The sequence below is a fragment of the Streptomyces sp. NPDC047043 genome, from assembly GCF_040644055.1.
Lineage (GTDB): Bacteria > Actinomycetota > Actinomycetes > Streptomycetales > Streptomycetaceae > Streptomyces.
This window is the reverse complement of sequence record NZ_JBEYVO010000003.1, coordinates 402403-420637: the sequence shown is the minus strand read 5'-3', so window position 1 is coordinate 420637 and position 18235 is coordinate 402403. Positions and strand designations below refer to the sequence as shown.

Sequence of the window (18235 nt, the reverse complement as noted above, 5' to 3'; positions counted from 1 at the left end):
CCTCCGGCGTCTGCCACTTCGCCTACGACGACGAAGAGACCTGCATCGCCGAAGTCCGCTACCTCCTCAGCCTGTTGCCCCAGAACAACCGGGAGGCCCCGCCCGCCGCACCGTCGGACGACCCCGCAACGCGCCGCACCGACACACTGCTCGACCTGGTCCCGGCGGACGGCAACCGCCCGTACGACATGCGCCGGGTGATCGAGGAACTCGTCGACAACGGCGAGTACCTGGAGATCCACGAGCGCTGGTCGACCAACGTGCTGTGCGCCCTGGCCCGACTGGACGGCCACGTCATCGGCCTGATCGCCAACCAGCCCCAGTCCCTGGCCGGCGTACTGGACATCGGAGCGAGCGAGAAGGCCGCCCGCTTCGTGCAGTTCTGCGACTCCTTCAACATCCCCCTGGTCACCCTGGTCGACGTGCCGGGCTTCCTGCCGGGCGTCGACCAGGAGCACGGCGGCATCATCCGCCACGGCGCCAAGCTGCTGTTCGCCTACTGCAACGCGACCGTCCCCCGCATCTCCCTGATCCTGCGCAAGGCCTACGGCGGCGCCTACATCGTCATGGACTCCCAGTCGATCGGCGCCGACCTGACCCTCGCCTGGCCGACGAACGAGATCGCCGTGATGGGCGCGGAGGGCGCCGCGAACGTCATCTTCCGCCGCGAGATCGCCGCCTCGGACGCCCCGGAGGCGGTCCGCGCCCAGAAGATCAAGGAGTACAGGTCCGAGCTGATGCACCCGTACTACGCGGCCGAACGCGGCCTGGTCGACGACGTCATCGACCCCGCCGAAACCCGCACCGTCCTGGCCTCGGCCCTGTCGATGCTCCGCACGAAGCACGCGGATCTGCCGCCCCGCAAACACGGCAACCAGCCGCAGTAACACTCCCGTCCCACCAAGGAGCTCTTGTGCCCCCGTCCGACGAACCGCCGACCGCTGCCGCCCCCTCCCCGGAACCGCTGTTCCGCGTGGTCCGCGGCACGGCCACCGAGTCCGAACTCGCCGCCCTCGCCGTGGTCCTCCTGGCCCTGAACACGCCCGAACCGCTCCCGGCCCCCGTCACCCCCCTCGCGCCTTGGCGCCGCCCGTCCTACACGCACCCGATCAGCTGGCAGGAGGCGGCGTAGCGACCGCACGGGGCGGGGCGAGGGCGTGGGCGCGGACAGCCGTGGGGCTAGCGCCTGCTGCGGGCCGCCCTGGCGATGGCGACCACGGCCTTCTCCAGGGCGTACTCGGGATCGTCCCCGCCGCCCTTCACCCCGGCGTCCGCCTCGGCCACGGCCCGCAGCGCGAACGCGACCCCGTCCGGAGTCCACCCCCGCATCTGCTGACGCACCCGGTCGATCTTCCACGGAGGCATGCCCAGCTCCCGCGCCAGATCGGCCGGGCGCCCGCCGCGCGCCGACGACAGCTTCCCGATCGCCCGCACGCCCTGCGCAAGCGCGCTGGTGATCATCACCGGGGCGACCCCGGTGGCCAGCGACCACCTGAGCGCCTCGAGAGCCTCGGCGGCCCGCCCTTCCACGGCCCGGTCGGCGACCGTGAAGCTCGACGCCTCGGCCCGCCCCGTGTAGTACCGCCCGACGACGGTCTCGTCGATGGTCCCCTCCACATCGGCGACCAGCTGGGAGACCGCGGACGCCAGCTCCCGAAGATCACTCCCGATGGAGTCGACGAGCGCCTGACAGGCCTCCGGCGTCGCCGATCTCCCGGCCGCCCTGAACTCGCCCCGCACGAAGGCCAGCCGATCCGCCGGCTTGGTCATCTTCGGACAGGCGACCTCCCGGGCCCCCGCCTTGCGGGCCGCATCGAGCAGCCCCTTGCCCTTCGCTCCCCCCGCATGCAGCAGCACGAGGGTGATCTCCTCGGCGGGCGCCCCGAGATACGCCTTCACGTCCTTGATCGTGTCGGCCGAAAGATCCTGCGCATTGCGTACGACCACGACTTTCCGCTCCGCGAAGAGCGAGGGACTGGTCAGCTCGGCGAGCGTGCCGGGCTGCAACTGGTCCGGGGTGAGGTCACGTACGTCCGTATCGGCGTCGGCGGCCCTGGCAGCGGCCACCACCTCCCGCACGGCACGGTCGAGCAGGAGGTCCTCCTGGCCCACGGCAAGCGTCACCGGGGCGAGAGGGTCGTCATCAGCAGTCTTCCTGGCCATCGGGTAAAGCATGGCACGGCCCACTGACAACGGGCCTCGGGCACCGCTCCCCTACGGCTCCTCGCGCCACCCGTCCCACTCGCCGGCGAACGCGTCCAGCTCCCCCGGATCCAGCCGCCCGCCCTCGTCCCGCAGCACGACCAGCCACTGCGCGTCCTCGGCGTCGTCCTCACCGGCCAGCGCGTCCCGTACTAGCTGCGGCTCCTCGGACACCCCGAACCGCTCCCCGAGCGCCTCGGCCACCTCCTCCGCGGCCTCGCGATCGGGCAGCACCAGCACATGTCTCACATCACTCACGGCAGCCATTGTCGGGCACCGCCGAAGGAACCCCGCAGGTCACCCCTTCCGCACGCCTGCGTCTTCGACCTGGGCCGGGCGGCGACTTCCGGGCGCGGCCCGACGCGGCCACCGGCCGGGCCGCGGTCGAGGCGGCCGCGGCGAGCGCGGACGGGGCGCGGGTGCGGGAGGGCTGCGTGGGCGCCGCGCACGCCACACGAGCCGCACGAGCCGCACGTCAGTCCTTGCGAACGATCTGCACATCGAGGTCGACGCGAATGCTCGGCCCCACCACCGCGATGCCCCGCGCCAGCATGGTCTGCCAGCTCACCGTGAAGTCGTCCCGATGCAGCTCCGTCGTGGCCCGGCACGCGGCCCGCACCTCGCCCTCCATTCCGTTGCCGAGCCCGAGGTACTCCGTGTCGAGTGTGACCGTACGCGTCACCCCGTGCAGCGACAGCGCCCCGGTCACCGCCCACCGGCTCCCACCCTTGTGCACGAACCGCTCGCTGTAGAACTCCAGCGTCGGAAAGCGCGCCACGTCCAGGAAGTCCGCCGACCGCAGATGGTCGTCCCGCATCCGGACGTTCGTGTCGATGGACGCCGCGTCGATCACCACATGCATAGCCGACTGCTCCACCTGCTCCGCGATCCGCACGACCCCCGCAAAGGAGTTGAACCGCCCGTGGATCCGGGCCAGCCCGATGTGCCGCGCGGTGAAACCGATCGAGGAGTGCGTCGCCTCGATCTCCCAGTCCCCCGCCGCGGGCAGCTCCGGCGGCTGCGCGACCTGGAGGGTCACGTCGCCGAGCGAGGCGAGCGCGTTCTCCCCGACGGTCGCGCTCGCCCGGTACGGCGTGTATCCGTCGGCCGACACCGCGAGCCGGTACTCCCCCGCGGGCACCGTCGTGACGAACGACCCGAAGGGATCCGTCCCGCCGCTGACCACCTTGCGCCCCATGGTGTCGCTGACCGCGAACTCCGCATGTGTCACCGGCGCGTTGACCGGATCCAGCACCCGGCAGCTCAGCACCCCGGCACTCGGCGGGGTCTGCACCGCCGCCAGGGGACTCGTCTGTTGGACCCTGCTCGTTCGGTTTCCCAGCCAGCGGCCGAACATCCACGCCACCCCTGTGCGCCTCGACATCATCTGTTGCCGAAGATGCATTCGATCACTGATGGGGCTTTCGAGGCAACACGGACTGCCTACGCACGAGTAGCAACGACTGGCCCCATGTGACCTGATCAGTCCCCTCGATGACGATTCCGCACCGTCGGCACATGGTCGAGCTCGATCCCGAACCGCTCCCGGTACACGGCGAGCACCTCCTCGTCCGTGCCCAACTCCCGCTCCTCCCGGGCCCCGTCGACGCCCGTCACCTTGAACGTGCGCCCGCTGAGCGTGATCCTCCCGCCGTCCTCCGTGACCCTCGAACACACCAGTGACTGCGTGAAGTGCGACGCGGGCGAGGTGCTGTGCCACCACGCCCCGGCCACGAAGTCACCGAGCTCCCGGGGCCGCACCTCCAGGCGGTACTGCGGCCGACCGTTCACGACGACATCCAGGTCCGGCCCCGCCTCGGCGATCCGGAACACGCCGCCGGGGTCCTCCTGCTCCCCTCTCTCCCCGAACACCAGCGGATAGTGACTGTGCGCCCCGAACCCCACGTCCGCCAGCCACTCGCTCCCGTCCACCGTCCGCACCCGCAGCGCGAGATGGTCGTACGGAATCCCCAGCCGGCCCCCGTCCCCGTGCACCCGCGCCGCGAGCAGCGTGACCTCGAACCCCAGCGCACCCAGCAACGCCCCGAACGACCCGTTCAGTTCGTAACAGAACCCTCCCCTTCGCGCCCCCACCACCTTGTCCAGCAGCCGCTTCTCCTCCAGCACGATCTCCTCGCCGAGGTGGATCGACAGGTTCTCGAAGGGCACGGACTGCAGATGGCGCAGATGCAGCTCGCGCAGTACGTCGAGGGTGGCGCCGGCGGCACCTGCCGGCCACTGCGAGGGCTCGACTCCCAGTCGGCGGAGGTAGGCATCGACCTGTGACGAATTCATGCCCTCAGTCTCGCGCCACCCCCAGTTCCGCGCCCGCTCCCACGACCGCCAGCGCCCCGTCCCGGTCGGTCCGCAGCACCACCGCTCCCTCGGCCCGCAACGCCGCGACCGTACTGGGGGCCGGATGTCCGTACGGGTTGTCCCTGCCCACGGAGATCAACGCCAGCCTCGGCGCCACCCTGCGTATCAGCTCCGGGTCCTGATAGGCGGACCCGTGATGGGCCACCTTCAGCACATCCACGCCACCCAGCAGCGCCCCCTCCGGCGACCTCAACAGCGCCTGCTGCGCCGGGGGTTCGAGATCCCCGAGCAGCAGGATCCGCAGCCCGGCCGACCTGACCAGCATGGCCACGCTCGCGTCGTTCGGCCCGTCCGGATCCGGTGCCGGACGCGGGGGCGGCCACAGCACCTGCCACGCGACCGAACCCGTGCGCCGCCGCTCCCCCGCCACGGCCCGGGTGAGCGGGATGTGCCGCCCCGCAGCCTCCCTCCGTACGAACTCCACCTGATCCGCGGGCTCTTCGAGTCCGGTCGTCTCGATCGCCCCCACCGAACGCCCCCGCAGCACACCGGGCAGCCCGGCCACGTGATCGGCATGAAAGTGCGTGAGGACGACCAGCGGGATTCTGGTGATGCCGAGTGTGCGCAGGCAGTGGTCGGCGAGCGTCGGATCGGGCCCCGCGTCCACGACCACCCCGCTGCCGTCCCTCGCGGCGAGCACCGTCGCGTCCCCCTGCCCCACGTCGCACATCACGAACCGCCACCCCGGCGGCGGCCACCCCGTGATCACCCTGGTCAGCGGCGGCGGCTGCACCACCACCAGCACAAGCAGCGCTCCGCAGGCCCCGCACAGCCACGGATGTCTCAACACCCGCCGGCCGACCAGCAGGACGGCGACGGTGACCAGAGCGAGCAGCCCCGCCCCGGTCCAGCTGCCCGGCCAGTCCACACCACCACCGGGCAGCGCGGCCCCCGTCCGGGCGACGCCCGCGATCCACTCGGCGGGCCAACTCGCGCACCAGGCAAGCACCTTGGCCGCCGGCATCACCACCGGCGCCGTCGCCAGCGCGGCGAAGCCCAGCACCGTGGCCGGCGCCACCGCGATCTCCGCGAGCAGATTGCACGGCACCGCCACCAGGCTCACCCGAGCCGACAGCACGGCCACGACCGGCGCGCACAGTGCCTGCGCCGCGGCAGCCGCGGCCAGCCCCTCGGCCAGCCTCGGCGGGACCCGGCGCCGCCGCAGCGACTCGCTCCAGCGCGGCGCGAGCGTGAGCAGGGCGCCGGTGGCCAGCACCGAGAGCACGAAGCCGTAACTCCGGGCCAGCCATGGGTCGTACAGCACGAGCAGCAGCACCGCCGTCGCCAGCGCCGGGATCAGTGATCTGCGGCGCCCGGTCGCCAGGGCCAGCAGCACGACGGCCCCGCAGGCCGCGGCCCGCAGCACGCTGGGGTCCGGTCTGCACACGACCACGAACCCGAGGGTGAGCGCTCCCCCGAACAGCGCGGTCGTCCGCAGCGGGATGCCGAGCCGGGCCGCGAGCCCACGCCGCTCCACCCGCTGTGCCGTGCCCGGCGGCCCGATGAGCAGGGCGAGGATGATCGTGAGGTTGCTCCCGGACACGGCCAGCGTGTGCGCGAGGTCGGTCTCCTTGAAGGCCTCGTCCAGCTCCGGGGTGATCCGCGAGGTGTCCCCGACGACCAGCCCGGGCAGCAACGCCCGCGCGTCCGCCGGCAACTCTTCGGTCGCCTCCCGCAGCCCGCCCCGCAGTCGCCCGGCCAACCGCTGCGCCCCCGACGGCCCGTCCACCACCTCCGGCCCGGCCTTCCCCCGCACCCGCAGCACGGCCGCGACCCGGTCCCCGCCGAGCACCGCGGGCGCCAGTCGGGCGACGACCCGCACCCGCGTGGACGGCAACAACTCGAGCCACGGCGACCGCTGCGGCCCGGCGGCGGGTTCCGTGCCTGCTCCCGGCCTCAACGAACCCTTGCCGGCCCCGCCGAGGTCCCGCCCCGCCCCACGCGACCTGGCGTCGACGATCATCAGCACCGGCGCCCGCGTCACCACCGCCGACCCGTCCGCCTCCGCCACCTTCCGCACCTCCCCCTCGATCACCACGGAGGCCGGAGCAACGTGATCCCCCTTGATCCGAGGCCGGGTGAGCCGTGGATCGGCGGTGACCTCGACCTCGGCGGTGACGGTGGCGTACTGCCCCGCCAGCCCCGGCACGGGCCCTCGCCGCAGGTCCGCTCCATGCAACCCGGCGGAAGCAGCAGCCGCAGCGACGCACAGCAGCACGGCGGCGACCGAGACACGCGGCCAGGCCCGCGACGCCGGTGGCCCGACCCGCGCACCGCGTCGCCGTACGGCCAACAGGACACCCGCCGCGATCAGGCACACGACCGCGACGCCGGTGACCCACCCCACTGTCGCGTCCAGCATCACCGCAGCCGTCGCCCAGGCCGCGAGCGCGGGCGGTACGAGGCGCAGGTCCGTCGGTCCTTCCTGTCGGGGATGGGCGGCACCGAGCCGCCTTCCGGAGTGGGCGTGGACGGCCGCGCGCTCGGGCGGGAGCTCGGGAGCGCGCGTCATGGCCGCACGAGATTCCGGAGATCGGCAAAGCGTCGGTCGCCCACGTAGACGGGATTACCCTTCGGAGCATGAACCACGCAATAACCCCGAAACGGGCGATCTTGCTCGTACGGATCAGTGACGACAAGGCCGAGGACGCCAGTGGCGTCGGACGGCAGGAAGCGGACGGCCGCAAGCTGGCCGACCGCCTGGGCTGGGGCATCGCCGAGGTGCTGGTCGAGAACGACACCTCAGCCTTCAAGCGCCGCAAGATCCGACTCCCGGACGGCACGACGGCGCTGCGGACCGTCCGGCCGAAGTTCCGCACCGCGCTGGGCTGGCTCGCCTCCGGGGAGTGTGACGGGCTCCTCGCCTACGACCTGGACCGTACGGCACGCGACCCGCGCGACCTGGAAGACCTCATCGACGTCGTCGAGTCCGGGACGTCGAACATCCCCGTCCAGTCGGTGACGGGATCGCTCCGGCTCGCCAACGATGCCGACATCACGATGGCCCGCGTCATGGTCGCCGTCGCCAACAAGGCCAGCCGTGACACCTCCCGTCGGGTGACCCGCAAGCACGAGGAGCTGGCCGCCGCCGGGAAACGGAGCGGCGGAGGGTTCCGGGGCTACGGCTACGACCGGCGCGGGCTGGTGGTCATCGTCGATGAGGCCGCCGTCATCCGGGACATCGCCCGGTGGATCCTCGACGGCTGGAGCCTCAACCGTGCCGCCGCTGAGCTGAACCGGCGCGGTGAGCCCACCGTGACCGGGGTCGCCTGGAACTCGCGTTCCGTGCGCTCCGTCGTCACCAAGCCCTCCGTGGCCGGTCTTCGCTCGTACAAGGGCCAGATCGTCCGGGACGACCAGGGTGAGCCCGTCAAGGCCGCATGGCCAGCGATCCTGGACATGGCCACCTGGGAGGCCGTCTGCGCGGTGCTGGCCGGTCGTGCGGGCACCTCTGACCTGACCCTCAAGAGGTGGCTCACGAGGGTCCTGCACTGCCCGCTGTGCGGCCATCTGCTCACCGGGTGGCAGGGCAACAACGGCAAGCCGAAGTATTGGTGCGCAAGCCCTCTGGGCGGCTGCGGAAAGATCACCGTCCAGGCGGCAGAGGCCGAGGCCGAGGCCGAGCGCCAGGTTCTCGATCTGCTCACCAGGCCGCGCATCCTGGAACGCCTGCACACCATCTCGACGAGCGAGGCCAGCGACGATGCTCGGCGTGAACTCGCCGAAGACGATGCACAGTTGAAACAGCTTGCAGGGATGTGGGCACGCAAGGAAATGTCGCTGGGCGAGTACCGCGAAGCTCGCAGCATCATCGATGAGCGGATCAAGAACTCGCGGGCACTGATCAACGCCTCCGCGCCCCGCGCTCTGCGGACTCTCCTCGCCGGAGACGTGCGCGATGGATGGGAGCGGCTGACCCCGGCAGACAAGCGCGAAGTGGTGCTCGCGCTCGTGCCGGACGGGTACGAGGTGAGGCCGCACGACCGCTCTCGTGGCAACGCCTTCCAGCCGGAACGGCTGCGGCCGGTGGCGTAAGGGGACTCGCTTCCTAAAGATCGACCTTCTCGACGTCGGCTACCGACCAGAGCGTTTGCGGGCGTCGGTTTGGCCCCTGGCAGGTAGCGGGCAGGTAGCTCGTAACAAACTCACGCAGGGCGCTCCAGAGGACACCTGCGGCCACATCCGAGCAGTACCGGAGGCCGCCGTGTCCTCTTCTTTGCCCCGCCGCCCTCAGACCGAAGCCGAGCGCCTGAAGCGCCAGTTGGGCGGCTACATCCGCCTCGGCAGCACCGAGCAGGCCGACGAGACCCGGCGCAAGCTGCGCAGCCTCGTCCTTGAGGAGCAGGTCCGCAAGTACCTCGCCGCCGAACCGACGCCCGAGGATCGCGCCCGGTTCGCCGCCATGCTGCTGCACCCCGCCCAGGACGGCGGTGGCAGCGATGCCTGAGACCCCCAACCCCCTCGCCGAACTGGAGCCCACGGACGCCCAGTTGCGCCGCATCGCCGCGCTCCTCGGCCTGGCGAACCGTGAACCCGACGCATGGCCGGAAACCGGAACCACGGATCCGAGCGAGGGCGACGCCGACGCCGCGTAGATCCCCCAACCCAAAAAGGAGGTGCCGCACCGCTTCCGCAAGCCGAGAGACAACGCCATGCAAGACAACACGAACCCCCCGAGCCGGGCGACGGACAGCGGGGGGCGCGAGGAGAACAACGGTTCCGTACCCACGGTAACACCGGACGATGCCGTCGAGGCCGCGCGCCAGAAGCTGGACGCCGTGCGGGCCAGGTGGCGTGCCAGGCACGATGACCACGCCGTCTGGGACATGGACGGGGATGGCTTCTGGGAGGTCATCCCCGGCGGGAAGGACGAACTCAAAACTCTGGAGTATCAGGCCGCCAAGGAAGAACGGCGTCGGGACCGCGTCAGGATCGATGCGGAGGGTCACGCCGACTGGCTGGTGTCCCGCGATCTCGGCAAGCGGATGTACGCCGAGAAGCAGGCGGCAGAACGCGGCTCGTTCTCCTCGCGGACGCTGCACCGGGCAGGGCTGTCCGAACTGCCCAAACCGAAGGGGCTCATCCCCGACGTGCTCTACACCGGGTCCGTCGCAGTCATCTACGGGCCGTCAACGGTCGGCAAGACGTGGGTGATGCTGTCGCTGGGCGGCAGCGCCGCCACCGGCAGGGCGTGGCCCGACCCCAACGGGCCGTCAGGACGCGTAGGCCCGATTCCCGTCCTCTACATCGCCGCAGAGGACGGCGGAGGCGTAGACGACCGGGTAGCGGGATGGGAGCGGGCGCACGGAATCCAGCTCGCCCAGTACGAGATCTACTTTCATCCCCAGCCGCTGAACCTGCTTGACGACGTGCAGGTTGACGAGATCGTGAAATTCATCGACGAGAAGAAAATCCGGCTCGTCATCGTCGACACGGTCGCCACCGTCCTCGGGGGCGAGGAAGAGAACAACCCGAACTATTCGCGCCTTGTTGCCAACATGCGCCGTCCCGTCACCGCGATGCAGAAGTTTGGCGGAGGCAGCGTCGTTCTCGTGGCCCACCCCGGCAAAGACGTGACCAAGGGTCCTCGCGGCGGCTATTCGCTGTTCGCCGACGCCGACATCGTGTGGCAGCTTTCCGGCTCGATCGACGCCATCGAAATGACGTGCACGAAATGGAAGGCCGGACCGTTCCGCGATCCCTGGCTGCTGCACCTCGACCGCAGCAATACCGACGCCCCGCACATCACGAGCAGTCGGAGCAGCGGCGGGAGCACCGTCACCGCGAGGGACATCCCCAACCCGCCTGACCAGATGGCCGAGGCCGTGTTGAAGAAGGCCGCCGCGTATGGACCCGTCGTGGGCTGCGGGCAGACCGACATCGTCCACGCCCTCGCCGACGACGGCATTGAGACGAAAGCGAACCGCGTCAACGAGAAGTTCGCCGTCCTGGTCGGCTTGAAGCTCATGGAGCAGAAGTCTCGCGGCAGGTACTTCGTGACGAGTCTCGGGCAGCACGCCGTCAACGCTTGGATCAACGCCCAGCAAGCTCGGGAGCACGACCAGGAGGGGCAGCAAACCATGATCGAATGATTCGGAAAACCCTTCGGAAACCAGAGATCGTTTCCGAAGCGTTTCCGAAGGGGGTTTCCGGCTTATCCGATGACGATCGGAAAGTTTCCGAAGCCCCTGACCTGCGATTTCCGATTTATCCGATCCAGACTCCCCGCTAGCTCTGCCTCAATTCCGATCCACCCCCCGTGTCTAGGAGACACGGGAGGATCGGATAAGGCAGCGGGGCGGATCAAGGAAGCAGAGAAGCCAAGGAAGAAGGAATCGAGATCATGGACGCCACCATTGCCAGCCTGGTCGACATCATCAGCAAGCAGGCGGAGACGATCCGCGTGCTGACCGAGGCTCTGGGCGGCCACAGGAGCCCCGAGGAGCCAACCCCTGTCCTGGGCGTCCAACCCGCCCCCGAACGGCACTCCAGGGCATCACGCCGTGGCGCAAGGGCCGTCCCCTGCGATTACTGCAAGTCGGCCGTCGGCGAGCCCTGCACCACAGGCAGCGGCGGCCGGGCCAACAAGTCCCACAAGGTCCGCCGCCGCGCCGTGTATGGACGCCGCCGCACCGGCTGACCGCGATTCCCCCGTCCAACCCGTCCCTGCGAGAGGCCCACAGGTCCCCTCGCGCCCGCGCATCGACCCATTCGGCGCAGAGCGCAGAGGAGCCCACCCGTGAACACACCGCTCGTACTGCCGGACGGCAGCCTCAATATCCCGAAGCACATGGTCGGCAAGCTGGCGGGGGTCCTGGAATGCGTCGTCGGCCGCGATACCGAGCGGTGGGCGGACTGGTCGCACTCGCGCGCCTCATGCAGGGCCTTTCTCAGCATCCTGGGCGCTGTGAAAAGCGGAAGCGCGGAAATGCAGCCGAGCATCAGGGGCACAATCTCGACTCACGAAGCGGCCGCGATCCTCGGGCGTACGCCACGGCGGGCACGGCAGCTCGGAGCAGCCATCGGCGGTTTCCAGCCCGAAGGGCACGGACACTGGCGATTCGACGAAAGGGCCGTCCGCGCCTACGTCATTGAAAGGGAAGGGGCGTGAAGGCATGGAGACCAAGAGGGCGTTCAACTCGGACGGCGAGGACTACGTCGGCGGCGTAGAAATCAAGTCCGAGACCACGGGGCGCATCACGGCCGTCTACGCGACCTTGAACTGTGTTGACAGGGATGGAGACGTTACGGTCCCTCACGCGTTCACCAATGGCGCGCCGGTCATGATCAGCGACTGGAACCACTCCAGTTGGCAGGGCGCGAAGCCGGTCGGCAAAGGCGTCATCTACGAAGACGGCGACCAGGCAATCCTCGAAGGCCAGTTCTTTATGGGCACCACGCACGGACGCGACGCCTTCGAGACCGTGAAGGAACTCGGCGAACTCGCAAGTTTCAGCTATGGCTTCGATGTGATCGACTCGGTGAAGGCCCCGAGCAACAGCACCTACGGTCCGGAACACCGGCGGACCCTGCGGCGCATGACAGTGCATGAGGTCTCACCCGTGATCGTTCCTGCGGGCATCAACACTCGGCTCCTCTCCGTCAAGAGCGACCGTGACACCCGGGACACCCTGTACAGCCGGCACACCCCCTCGTACACCCTGGACAACCGCACCCGGCTGGAACTTGAGGCTTACCGGGTTCAGTTGGCTCGCTTCGAGCGTGACGAGCACCAGAAGCTGGTCGACCTGGCCCGGCGCTTCAAGGACGACCTGGCGCGTGCTGCGCTCGCCGAAGAGTTGAAGGGCCTCGCGGTGACCGCTGGTGCCCTGTACGGGTATCGCATGGTGCGCGAAGCCGACGTGCCCGCAGAGACGCGCAGGGCCGTCAAGGACGCCGTCCTGAAGCGGGACCCTCGCGTGACCATCGGATGGTTCGTGAGCGAACCGGACCCGAAGCGCGTGGAGTTCACCGACCCCGTCGCCATGGGCGGGTACTGCTTTCCGTCGGCCGCGCCGGAGCGCATCTGGATCCGGGCCGACGTCGACGCGGACCAGGCGCACGGCTTCGCACACCACGAGCTGGCCCATCTCCTCGACGGTGCGCATGAGGAGCAGGCTCAACTCGCCGGAATCCGAGCCACGTTGGAGCACAGGGGGGAGCTGTGATGAACCGCTGCACGGACACCGTTGCCTCCGCGCTCGCCCTCGTGAAGGCCGCCGTCGGCCGCGACCGCGAGGCCCACGACACCATCATCGAGCACACCGACCCCGCCGAACTGGTCCACGGTCTGGTCGCTCTCGCCGCTCACGTCATCGAACAGGGCACCCATGACCCCGAGGGGTTCCTCGACCGGCTCCAGAAGGGCCTCATCGCTGACGAGTTTGGAGACTGACATGCGTAAGCCCAGCGCCAACAAGGCAGTTCAGTACGCGTCGCCGACCGAGGCGAAGCAGGCGGAACTCCGCCGCACACTCGAAGTCGACGACGAGCTGAGCCAGTTGGACCCCAACACTCGGCTCACGCTCGGCCGCATCACGCACCTCGACATCGAGGAGACCGACCGCATCATCTTCGCCATTGAGAGGGCCAAGCGCATTGCTGTGGCCGAAGCAACTGGAGGCGCAGCATGACACCTCGAACGGCTCGAACCCGTACACCCGCAAGCGAGAAGGGAGTTACCGTGCCCACGAGGACCGCGAAGAAGGAGACGTGCCACAAGTGCGGCCAGGACGTGTCGCCTTACGGCTGCCGTCAGGAAAGGCTCGGGTGGTACTGCCGGGCCACTGGCCTCGTATTCGACGCCGAAGCCATCGTCTACCCGACCCACGACCCCATCGGGAAGCACGAGCAGGCGGTCATTGACGAGTACGGGCCGCATCTCGCGCAGGCCGAGGCCCTCACCGACGCCGCCCTCGAACAGTTCAGTTCGGCACAGTCGGCACACCTCGATCTGCTGTACAAGTGCACGAGGGAAGGCGTGACGGCACCCGGCATGGGCACGATGATCGGTGTCCCCGTCGACCACACTGCGGCCCGTTTCAACAGCAGCAACGGCCGGATGGTGCACCGGCTTTCCGACCTTGAGCGGCGCACGCTCGTCGACGCGGAGAAGGAGGCACGCGACCTGGTCGAGGTGGCCGAGGAGCGCCTGAACCGCGAGCGCAAGAACCTGTCCGGCCTTGAGCGGAGGTTCGAAGCCGCACAGGTTGCGGCCCGTTCGCAGGACCGGGAAAACCGCCGGTAGTCGAACCTCCGGCCCTGGTTCGCTCCTTCCTGGGCCGGAACTCCCGTATCTCGGTAGGGGGTTGGGTGTCGATGTCGCCCCGCGCGTGACTACTGCGATACGGAACTCAGGGGGGCCTGCTTTCCACTGCCGGGAGGATATGCAGGCCCCTCGAACATCCCCGGCCCCACCGCTTCCTTTCACCTCCTTTCTGGGCGGTGGGGCCGGAGACTGTCAACTGTCGGTGCAGTGGTGACAGGCCAGCACACGCACAGCCACGCATCCATCAGCCTTGGTTGGTGCAGTGGTGCAGTACCCACACCCGCACACCCGTGCCTGGTGCCATGGCCTGGTGCCTGGTGCCTGGTGCCTGGTGTGCAGTGGTGGTGTGCAGCAGTGGTTCAGTGCCAGCACACAGCACCAACCCACCCATGCCACCCACCCATGTCGTGCCATGGTGTGTGCACGATAAGCCGTAAGAGCGAAACGAATGAACGCGAACAAAGCGAATGAGACTTGCAATCAAGGTCAAAACGAAATCGTTCTGGCGAAGCCCAGCGACTCAGCCTGATTTAAGGGGCTCCTGGTCGCCCGGCAGCACGTCATCAACTCCCGTGGATTGCAAGGGTAGATGAGGCTCCGATACCCCCCGCCACCCTAGGGGGGCCGGGTCCACGTAGATCCGTTTGGGCAGCGCGGACCCCGCCCAGGTGGTGCCCTCTCTCTCTGACAAATTTCAGTGCACGATGATCATGATGGGAAGTCCCGACCTGCACCCTTAAGGCTTGGTGCCGTCATTATCCAGTGCTATACGGGCCTTCTCGGCGAATTCATCTACCGCGCCGCTGAAGTTTACGAAACGTGTACATCCTTCACGCCACTTCTCGGACAGAGTCCAGCCTGGAATTTCAGCGAGTGTTGGTACGCGCATCACTCCCAGTGAAGCTGAGACCTCGCGCGAATTGTCCTCGACGACTGTCGCCGCTGCGCTGACCTCTTTAGGTCCAGCGATCTGTACTCGTGTTGCTATTTCCCGGAGGGTCTTATGAAGCGATTCAGATTCCCGGATGACATCCTGCAAGTCCATTCCCTCTGGCAGGAGGCGAAGGCGCTCCATGTCCTCAAAATCTTCCGGGACTGGCAGGAGGAGAATCTTAGTCAGATCCGAATGAGCCGCTGCTGCGGCAATGAACTCTTCGTACACGGCCTGCCGCGCGTCACGTCTCTGGCGAAGGTGCTCAGCTCGTGCTGCCATCTTCGCCTGCTCGCGCGCTGACCACCCGGTAGCGAAGGCCGCCCCCGTCGTCGCGACCGCACCTGCCAGAGCCCCGAGCACTGCCGCCAATCCTGCGTCCATGCAGGGGATTTTGGCAGGTCAGTCAAGGGAGTTGAGGGCTTTTGTGATGCACGCTCTTGCCTCGCGGCCGTGCACTGCGGTGCCGGACAACTCGGAGAACGCCTTGAGGTACGTGCGGATCTCTCCGGGGGCCGTGATGTTGACCTCCGCCGTCAGCGTCTCGACCGCCACCTGGACGTCGTCGAAGGCGTAGAACGCTTCCAGCGGCCACACGGTGCGACGGGCCGTGAAGGGGATGATCCCCAGGGACACGTTCGGCCGGGACATGACCTCCAGCAGGTACCGGAGCTGGTCGGCCATCGCTGCGTCGTCGCAGACCCGGTAGTAGAGCACCGTCTCTTCCAGCAGCAGCCCGAACCGATGATCTCCCTCATGGACAACGCGGGACCGGTTCACGCGTGCCTGCACGGCGTCGGCCACGTCGTCAGGGGTGCCCTGGAAGTCCGTGATGGACCGCAGGAGCCCCGTGGCGTAATCGGCGGTCTGGAGCATGCCAGGGACCAGGTTCGAGGCGTAGACGCGGAAGTGCGTGGTGCGCTCGTACAGCGGGACGGTCTTCTCGTGGACGCGCCTCATGCCGTCGCGATGGATCTGCGCCCAGTGTGCGTACATGGACTCGGCGGTGCGGGAGGCGGCGATCAGGTCCGCTGCCTGATCCTCCGCGCCGCAGGCCCGGCACCACGCCCGAATGTCCTCGTCCGACGGAGCGGTCTTGGCCGCAGCGATGCGGGATGACTTCGATTTGTGCCAGCCGCACTGGTTCGCCAGTTCAAGCCCGGTGAGCCCGGCGTCCCTCCTGATCTCGTCCAGGCGGGAGGCAATGGCCGCGCGGGCAGCCTGGGCGGTGGACAGCGGGGACGTGGGCATGAACTGGCGTACCGGGCTTCTCAGATGACGTACTTGTCGTGCGGGATGCCCCGCTCCCAGACGGAGTTGAAGGCTGTCGAGCACAGCCGGGCGACGGCTGGTTCGTCCGTCTGGTCGGTGTGGACCCAACGCCCTTCGCCATCAAAGACGTTGAACTGGACGATGCGGTCGTCGAAGAGCCAGAAGTCGTTCCCCGGCAGCGCGAGGTCGGATGCCTGTCGCCTTGGGAGCCAGCGGATCTCCTCGCCTGCGGCGACGTTGGTGAAGGTGAACGAGTGCTCGTAGCGGATGTACTCGCTCTGCGGCTCGCCGACGATCCGGGCGCGCCTCATGACGACACCCTTGGCGGTGACCTCCTGAACGAGGTCGAGCCACGGACGCCACCAGGACTCGCGGTCGTCCGGGTCGAGCTGGTGGCCGCGCTTCCATGCCGCGAACCCCTCGTCCTCGTCGGAGATCGCGTAGACGTCCCGCATCTCAAGGTGGACGGCGGAGTGCTCCACGGACCGGATCAGGTCGGCAAAGTTACTCAGGCTCTGCGCCATCAAGTGCCTCCCTCAGCAGCGGGATCATGCGCTGCGGTAGCCGGATCACGCCCTCATGGTCCGGGAGCGGACTGTCCTGGACGGTCCGGGCGATCGTGTCGGCGTCGGCCGTCGCGCCCTGGATGACGACCTCGTGCGTGACCTCATCCACCCATACGGCTGGGCAGCCGTGATCTCCGGACTCTGGATCTTTCCCCACGAACCGTAGGCCCATGGCCCCTCCCCATGTCGAGTCGGTTGCTTTCGGTTGCACCAGAGCCTCACGGTGCCGTGACCAGGGCGTCAAGGCCGCCCAGCGGTGCGTGCAACAGCGTGCAACTTCGTGGACCGGCCCCTTCACCCCTCCCTACGGTCGTAGCCGGAGTCACGCGGAGAGTCGGGGAGCAGTCAATGGTCACGAAGCATAAGACGACGCAGGAACCACCTGTTGAACTCCCTGTGGGCCTCAACGCGTGGTTGCTGGACTGCGTACCTGCGCCGGGGTGCAAGGTCTGTGCAGCCAACTGGAGACTGCTCAGCGCGGCCAAGGACGACGGCAACATCACGCAGGCTGCGAGGCACGCAACCTTGATCCGCGACCATGCCTCCGGGGTCCATTGATGACGATGGACATGCAGACCTACCGCGACGGACGCAAGCAGGCGACGGACGCGGCGGAGGCGATCCGGGAAGCCCTGGCCGCTCTCGGCCTGCCCGAAAGCGTCTGGGGCAGCGTGCGCCCGATGGTCACCCACAGCGGCAAGCCGTACGTGCATCTCGGAATGGTGCGCGCGGACGTGGCCGAGCAGATGGCCGAGGCGATGCGGCCTCAGAGCCCTGGGTAACTGCCGTGCGATCCCCCACGGTTGTCAGTGCACGATGAGACAATCCGACCATGAGTGAAGAGGTGCGCTCGCGTGACGTCGAGCTGAGCGACGACGAGGTGATCGGTGCCGCATCTGTGCTTATGGCTCAGCGTGGGCATGCGAAGGCAGCCGCTCTGATGCTGGACGTGACGAGCGCCCGTATCGAGCGGCACACCACCTACGAAGAGTCGATGTCCCACTCCTACGAGCGGGAGTACCAGGAGGTCATCCTTGAGCTAGAGCCGCACCTCATCCACAACACGGGATATCACCTCAAGGACATCAAGTCAGCCTTCGAGACCGTCGGGGCCGGGTGCGGGCGGAACATCGATGACGTCTTCATCCGAGAGGTCATCCCCAGGGTTGGGCCGAACTGGCGGGAGCAGTTGGCACGCGAACTCAAGGGCGGTCACCAGACGAACCAGGCCCGGAAAGTCCGGCTGGAGCCCCGGCACCCGATCGAGGACGGTCTCCACTTCACGAACGAGTGGGAACAGCGGGTCTACCAGGTACTCAAGGACCACCAGGCCCGGCTTCCGCAGAACGAAACAATCGGGATCATGCCCCTCGGTGCATTGCGGGTGCCTGGGCACACCTTCGAGCCTGACTTCCTGATCACGTATCGCGGACGCGTCGGCGTCATCGAGGTGGACGGGCCGCATCACAAGGGACGGGCATCTGCCGACCGCAGCCGGGACCGGTTGTTCAAGCACGCGGGGGTCAGGGACGTGGACCGGCTGTGCGTTGAAGACAGCACCACAAAGGAAGAGGTCGAGAAGTTCGTGACCGACTTCCTCAAGCACCTGGTCGGCTGAGA

General features: G+C 68.3%; 23 protein-coding genes. 14 read left to right on the top strand and 9 right to left on the bottom strand.

Annotation, left to right across the window (positions count from 1 at the left end; all coding sequences use genetic code 11):
- Together ABZ880_RS07140 and ABZ880_RS07135 are read left to right on the top strand one after the other, a co-directional pair.
- On the top strand, positions 1-887 hold an 887-nt coding region (locus ABZ880_RS07140), incomplete at its 5' end, for a carboxyl transferase domain-containing protein (protein ID WP_361258148.1).
- A gap of 26 nt (positions 888-913) precedes the next feature.
- Positions 914-1132 carry an acyl-CoA carboxylase epsilon subunit gene (locus ABZ880_RS07135; protein WP_361258145.1) on the top strand — a complete coding sequence of 73 codons (219 nt, stop codon included), beginning with the start codon at positions 914-916 and terminating at the stop codon, positions 1130-1132.
- Positions 1133-1179: 47 nt separating this feature from the next.
- Here the strand turns inward: ABZ880_RS07135 and holA are convergent, their stop codons facing one another.
- The 5 genes from holA to ABZ880_RS07110 all read right to left on the bottom strand — a co-directional run bounded on the left by holA (position 1180) and on the right by ABZ880_RS07110 (position 7090).
- Positions 1180-2163 carry a DNA polymerase III subunit delta gene (holA, locus tag ABZ880_RS07130; protein ID WP_361258142.1) on the bottom strand — a complete coding sequence of 328 codons (984 nt, stop codon included), beginning with the start codon at positions 2161-2163 and terminating at the stop codon, positions 1180-1182.
- A 51-nt stretch (positions 2164-2214) separates the two neighbouring features.
- Positions 2215-2460, bottom strand: coding sequence for a hypothetical protein (locus ABZ880_RS07125; protein WP_361258139.1), 246 nt, complete (start codon positions 2458-2460; stop codon positions 2215-2217).
- A gap of 217 nt (positions 2461-2677) precedes the next feature.
- Entirely contained in the window at positions 2678-3559 is an 882-nt protein-coding gene (locus ABZ880_RS07120; protein WP_361258136.1) for a YceI family protein, read from the bottom strand.
- A 125-nt stretch (positions 3560-3684) separates the two neighbouring features.
- The gene (locus tag ABZ880_RS07115) at positions 3685-4497 is read right to left on the bottom strand and encodes an arylamine N-acetyltransferase (RefSeq protein ID WP_361258133.1); all 813 of its coding nucleotides are present in this window, start codon (positions 4495-4497) and stop codon (positions 3685-3687) included.
- A gap of 4 nt (positions 4498-4501) precedes the next feature.
- Complete coding sequence (locus ABZ880_RS07110; protein ID WP_361258130.1) at positions 4502-7090, bottom strand: ComEC/Rec2 family competence protein; 2589 nt, start codon at positions 7088-7090, stop codon at positions 4502-4504.
- A 68-nt stretch (positions 7091-7158) separates the two neighbouring features.
- Here ABZ880_RS07110 and ABZ880_RS07105 point away from each other — a divergent pair, with 68 nt between their 5' ends.
- The 10 genes from ABZ880_RS07105 to ABZ880_RS07060 all read left to right on the top strand — a co-directional run bounded on the left by ABZ880_RS07105 (position 7159) and on the right by ABZ880_RS07060 (position 13825).
- Positions 7159-8613: a recombinase family protein gene (locus ABZ880_RS07105; protein WP_361258127.1), complete on the top strand. Its 1455-nt coding sequence runs from the start codon at positions 7159-7161 to the stop codon at positions 8611-8613.
- Between the two features lie 169 nt (positions 8614-8782).
- Positions 8783-9025, top strand: a complete 243-nt coding sequence (locus tag ABZ880_RS07100; RefSeq protein ID WP_361258124.1) for a hypothetical protein — start codon at positions 8783-8785, stop codon at positions 9023-9025.
- On the top strand, positions 9018-9173 hold the full coding sequence (locus ABZ880_RS07095; protein ID WP_361258121.1) for a hypothetical protein: 156 nt from the start codon (positions 9018-9020) through the stop codon (positions 9171-9173). The genes ABZ880_RS07100 and ABZ880_RS07095 overlap by 8 nt, the downstream gene beginning before the upstream one ends.
- Positions 9174-9194: 21 nt before the next feature.
- Positions 9195-10670: an AAA family ATPase gene (locus tag ABZ880_RS07090; RefSeq protein WP_361258118.1), complete on the top strand. Its 1476-nt coding sequence runs from the start codon at positions 9195-9197 to the stop codon at positions 10668-10670.
- A 251-nt stretch (positions 10671-10921) separates the two neighbouring features.
- Positions 10922-11218, top strand: coding sequence for a hypothetical protein (locus ABZ880_RS07085; protein ID WP_361258115.1), 297 nt, complete (start codon positions 10922-10924; stop codon positions 11216-11218).
- A gap of 99 nt (positions 11219-11317) precedes the next feature.
- The gene (locus ABZ880_RS07080; RefSeq protein ID WP_361258113.1) at positions 11318-11689 is read left to right on the top strand and encodes a hypothetical protein; all 372 of its coding nucleotides are present in this window, start codon (positions 11318-11320) and stop codon (positions 11687-11689) included.
- A 4-nt stretch (positions 11690-11693) separates the two neighbouring features.
- On the top strand, positions 11694-12746 hold the full coding sequence (locus ABZ880_RS07075) for an HK97 family phage prohead protease (protein WP_361258111.1): 1053 nt from the start codon (positions 11694-11696) through the stop codon (positions 12744-12746).
- A complete protein-coding gene (locus tag ABZ880_RS07070; RefSeq protein ID WP_361258108.1) occupies positions 12746-12973 on the top strand; it encodes a hypothetical protein in 228 nt (75 codons plus the stop codon). The genes ABZ880_RS07075 and ABZ880_RS07070 overlap by 1 nt, the downstream gene beginning before the upstream one ends.
- A 1-nt stretch (position 12974) precedes the next feature.
- Positions 12975-13211, top strand: a complete 237-nt coding sequence (locus tag ABZ880_RS07065; RefSeq protein ID WP_361258105.1) for a hypothetical protein — start codon at positions 12975-12977, stop codon at positions 13209-13211.
- 101 nt (positions 13212-13312) lie between these two features.
- The gene (locus tag ABZ880_RS07060) at positions 13313-13825 is read left to right on the top strand and encodes a hypothetical protein (RefSeq protein WP_361258102.1); all 513 of its coding nucleotides are present in this window, start codon (positions 13313-13315) and stop codon (positions 13823-13825) included.
- 757 nt (positions 13826-14582) lie between these two features.
- On the opposite strand, the gene ABZ880_RS07055 is transcribed toward ABZ880_RS07060, so the two are convergent.
- Genes ABZ880_RS07055 through ABZ880_RS07040 form a run of 4 tightly spaced genes read right to left on the bottom strand, consistent with a single transcriptional unit; the run spans position 14583 to position 16724 of the window.
- Complete coding sequence (locus ABZ880_RS07055) at positions 14583-15161, bottom strand: hypothetical protein (protein ID WP_361258099.1); 579 nt, start codon at positions 15159-15161, stop codon at positions 14583-14585.
- An 18-nt stretch (positions 15162-15179) separates the two neighbouring features.
- Positions 15180-16028 carry a helix-turn-helix transcriptional regulator gene (locus tag ABZ880_RS07050; protein WP_361258097.1) on the bottom strand — a complete coding sequence of 283 codons (849 nt, stop codon included), beginning with the start codon at positions 16026-16028 and terminating at the stop codon, positions 15180-15182.
- Positions 16029-16048: 20 nt separating this feature from the next.
- Positions 16049-16573 carry a DUF6879 family protein gene (locus tag ABZ880_RS07045; RefSeq protein ID WP_361258094.1) on the bottom strand — a complete coding sequence of 175 codons (525 nt, stop codon included), beginning with the start codon at positions 16571-16573 and terminating at the stop codon, positions 16049-16051.
- On the bottom strand, positions 16554-16724 hold the full coding sequence (locus ABZ880_RS07040; protein WP_361258091.1) for a hypothetical protein: 171 nt from the start codon (positions 16722-16724) through the stop codon (positions 16554-16556). The genes ABZ880_RS07045 and ABZ880_RS07040 overlap by 20 nt, the downstream gene beginning before the upstream one ends.
- Positions 16725-17178: 454 nt before the next feature.
- Between ABZ880_RS07040 and ABZ880_RS07035 the strand changes: the two genes are divergently transcribed.
- Positions 17179-17397 (top strand): hypothetical protein, encoded by a 219-nt coding sequence (locus tag ABZ880_RS07035; RefSeq protein ID WP_361258088.1) that lies wholly within the window; start codon positions 17179-17181, stop codon positions 17395-17397.
- 50 nt (positions 17398-17447) lie between these two features.
- Positions 17448-18233, top strand: coding sequence for a hypothetical protein (locus ABZ880_RS07030; RefSeq protein ID WP_361258085.1), 786 nt, complete (start codon positions 17448-17450; stop codon positions 18231-18233).
- The last annotated feature ends 2 nt before the right edge of the window (positions 18234-18235 follow it).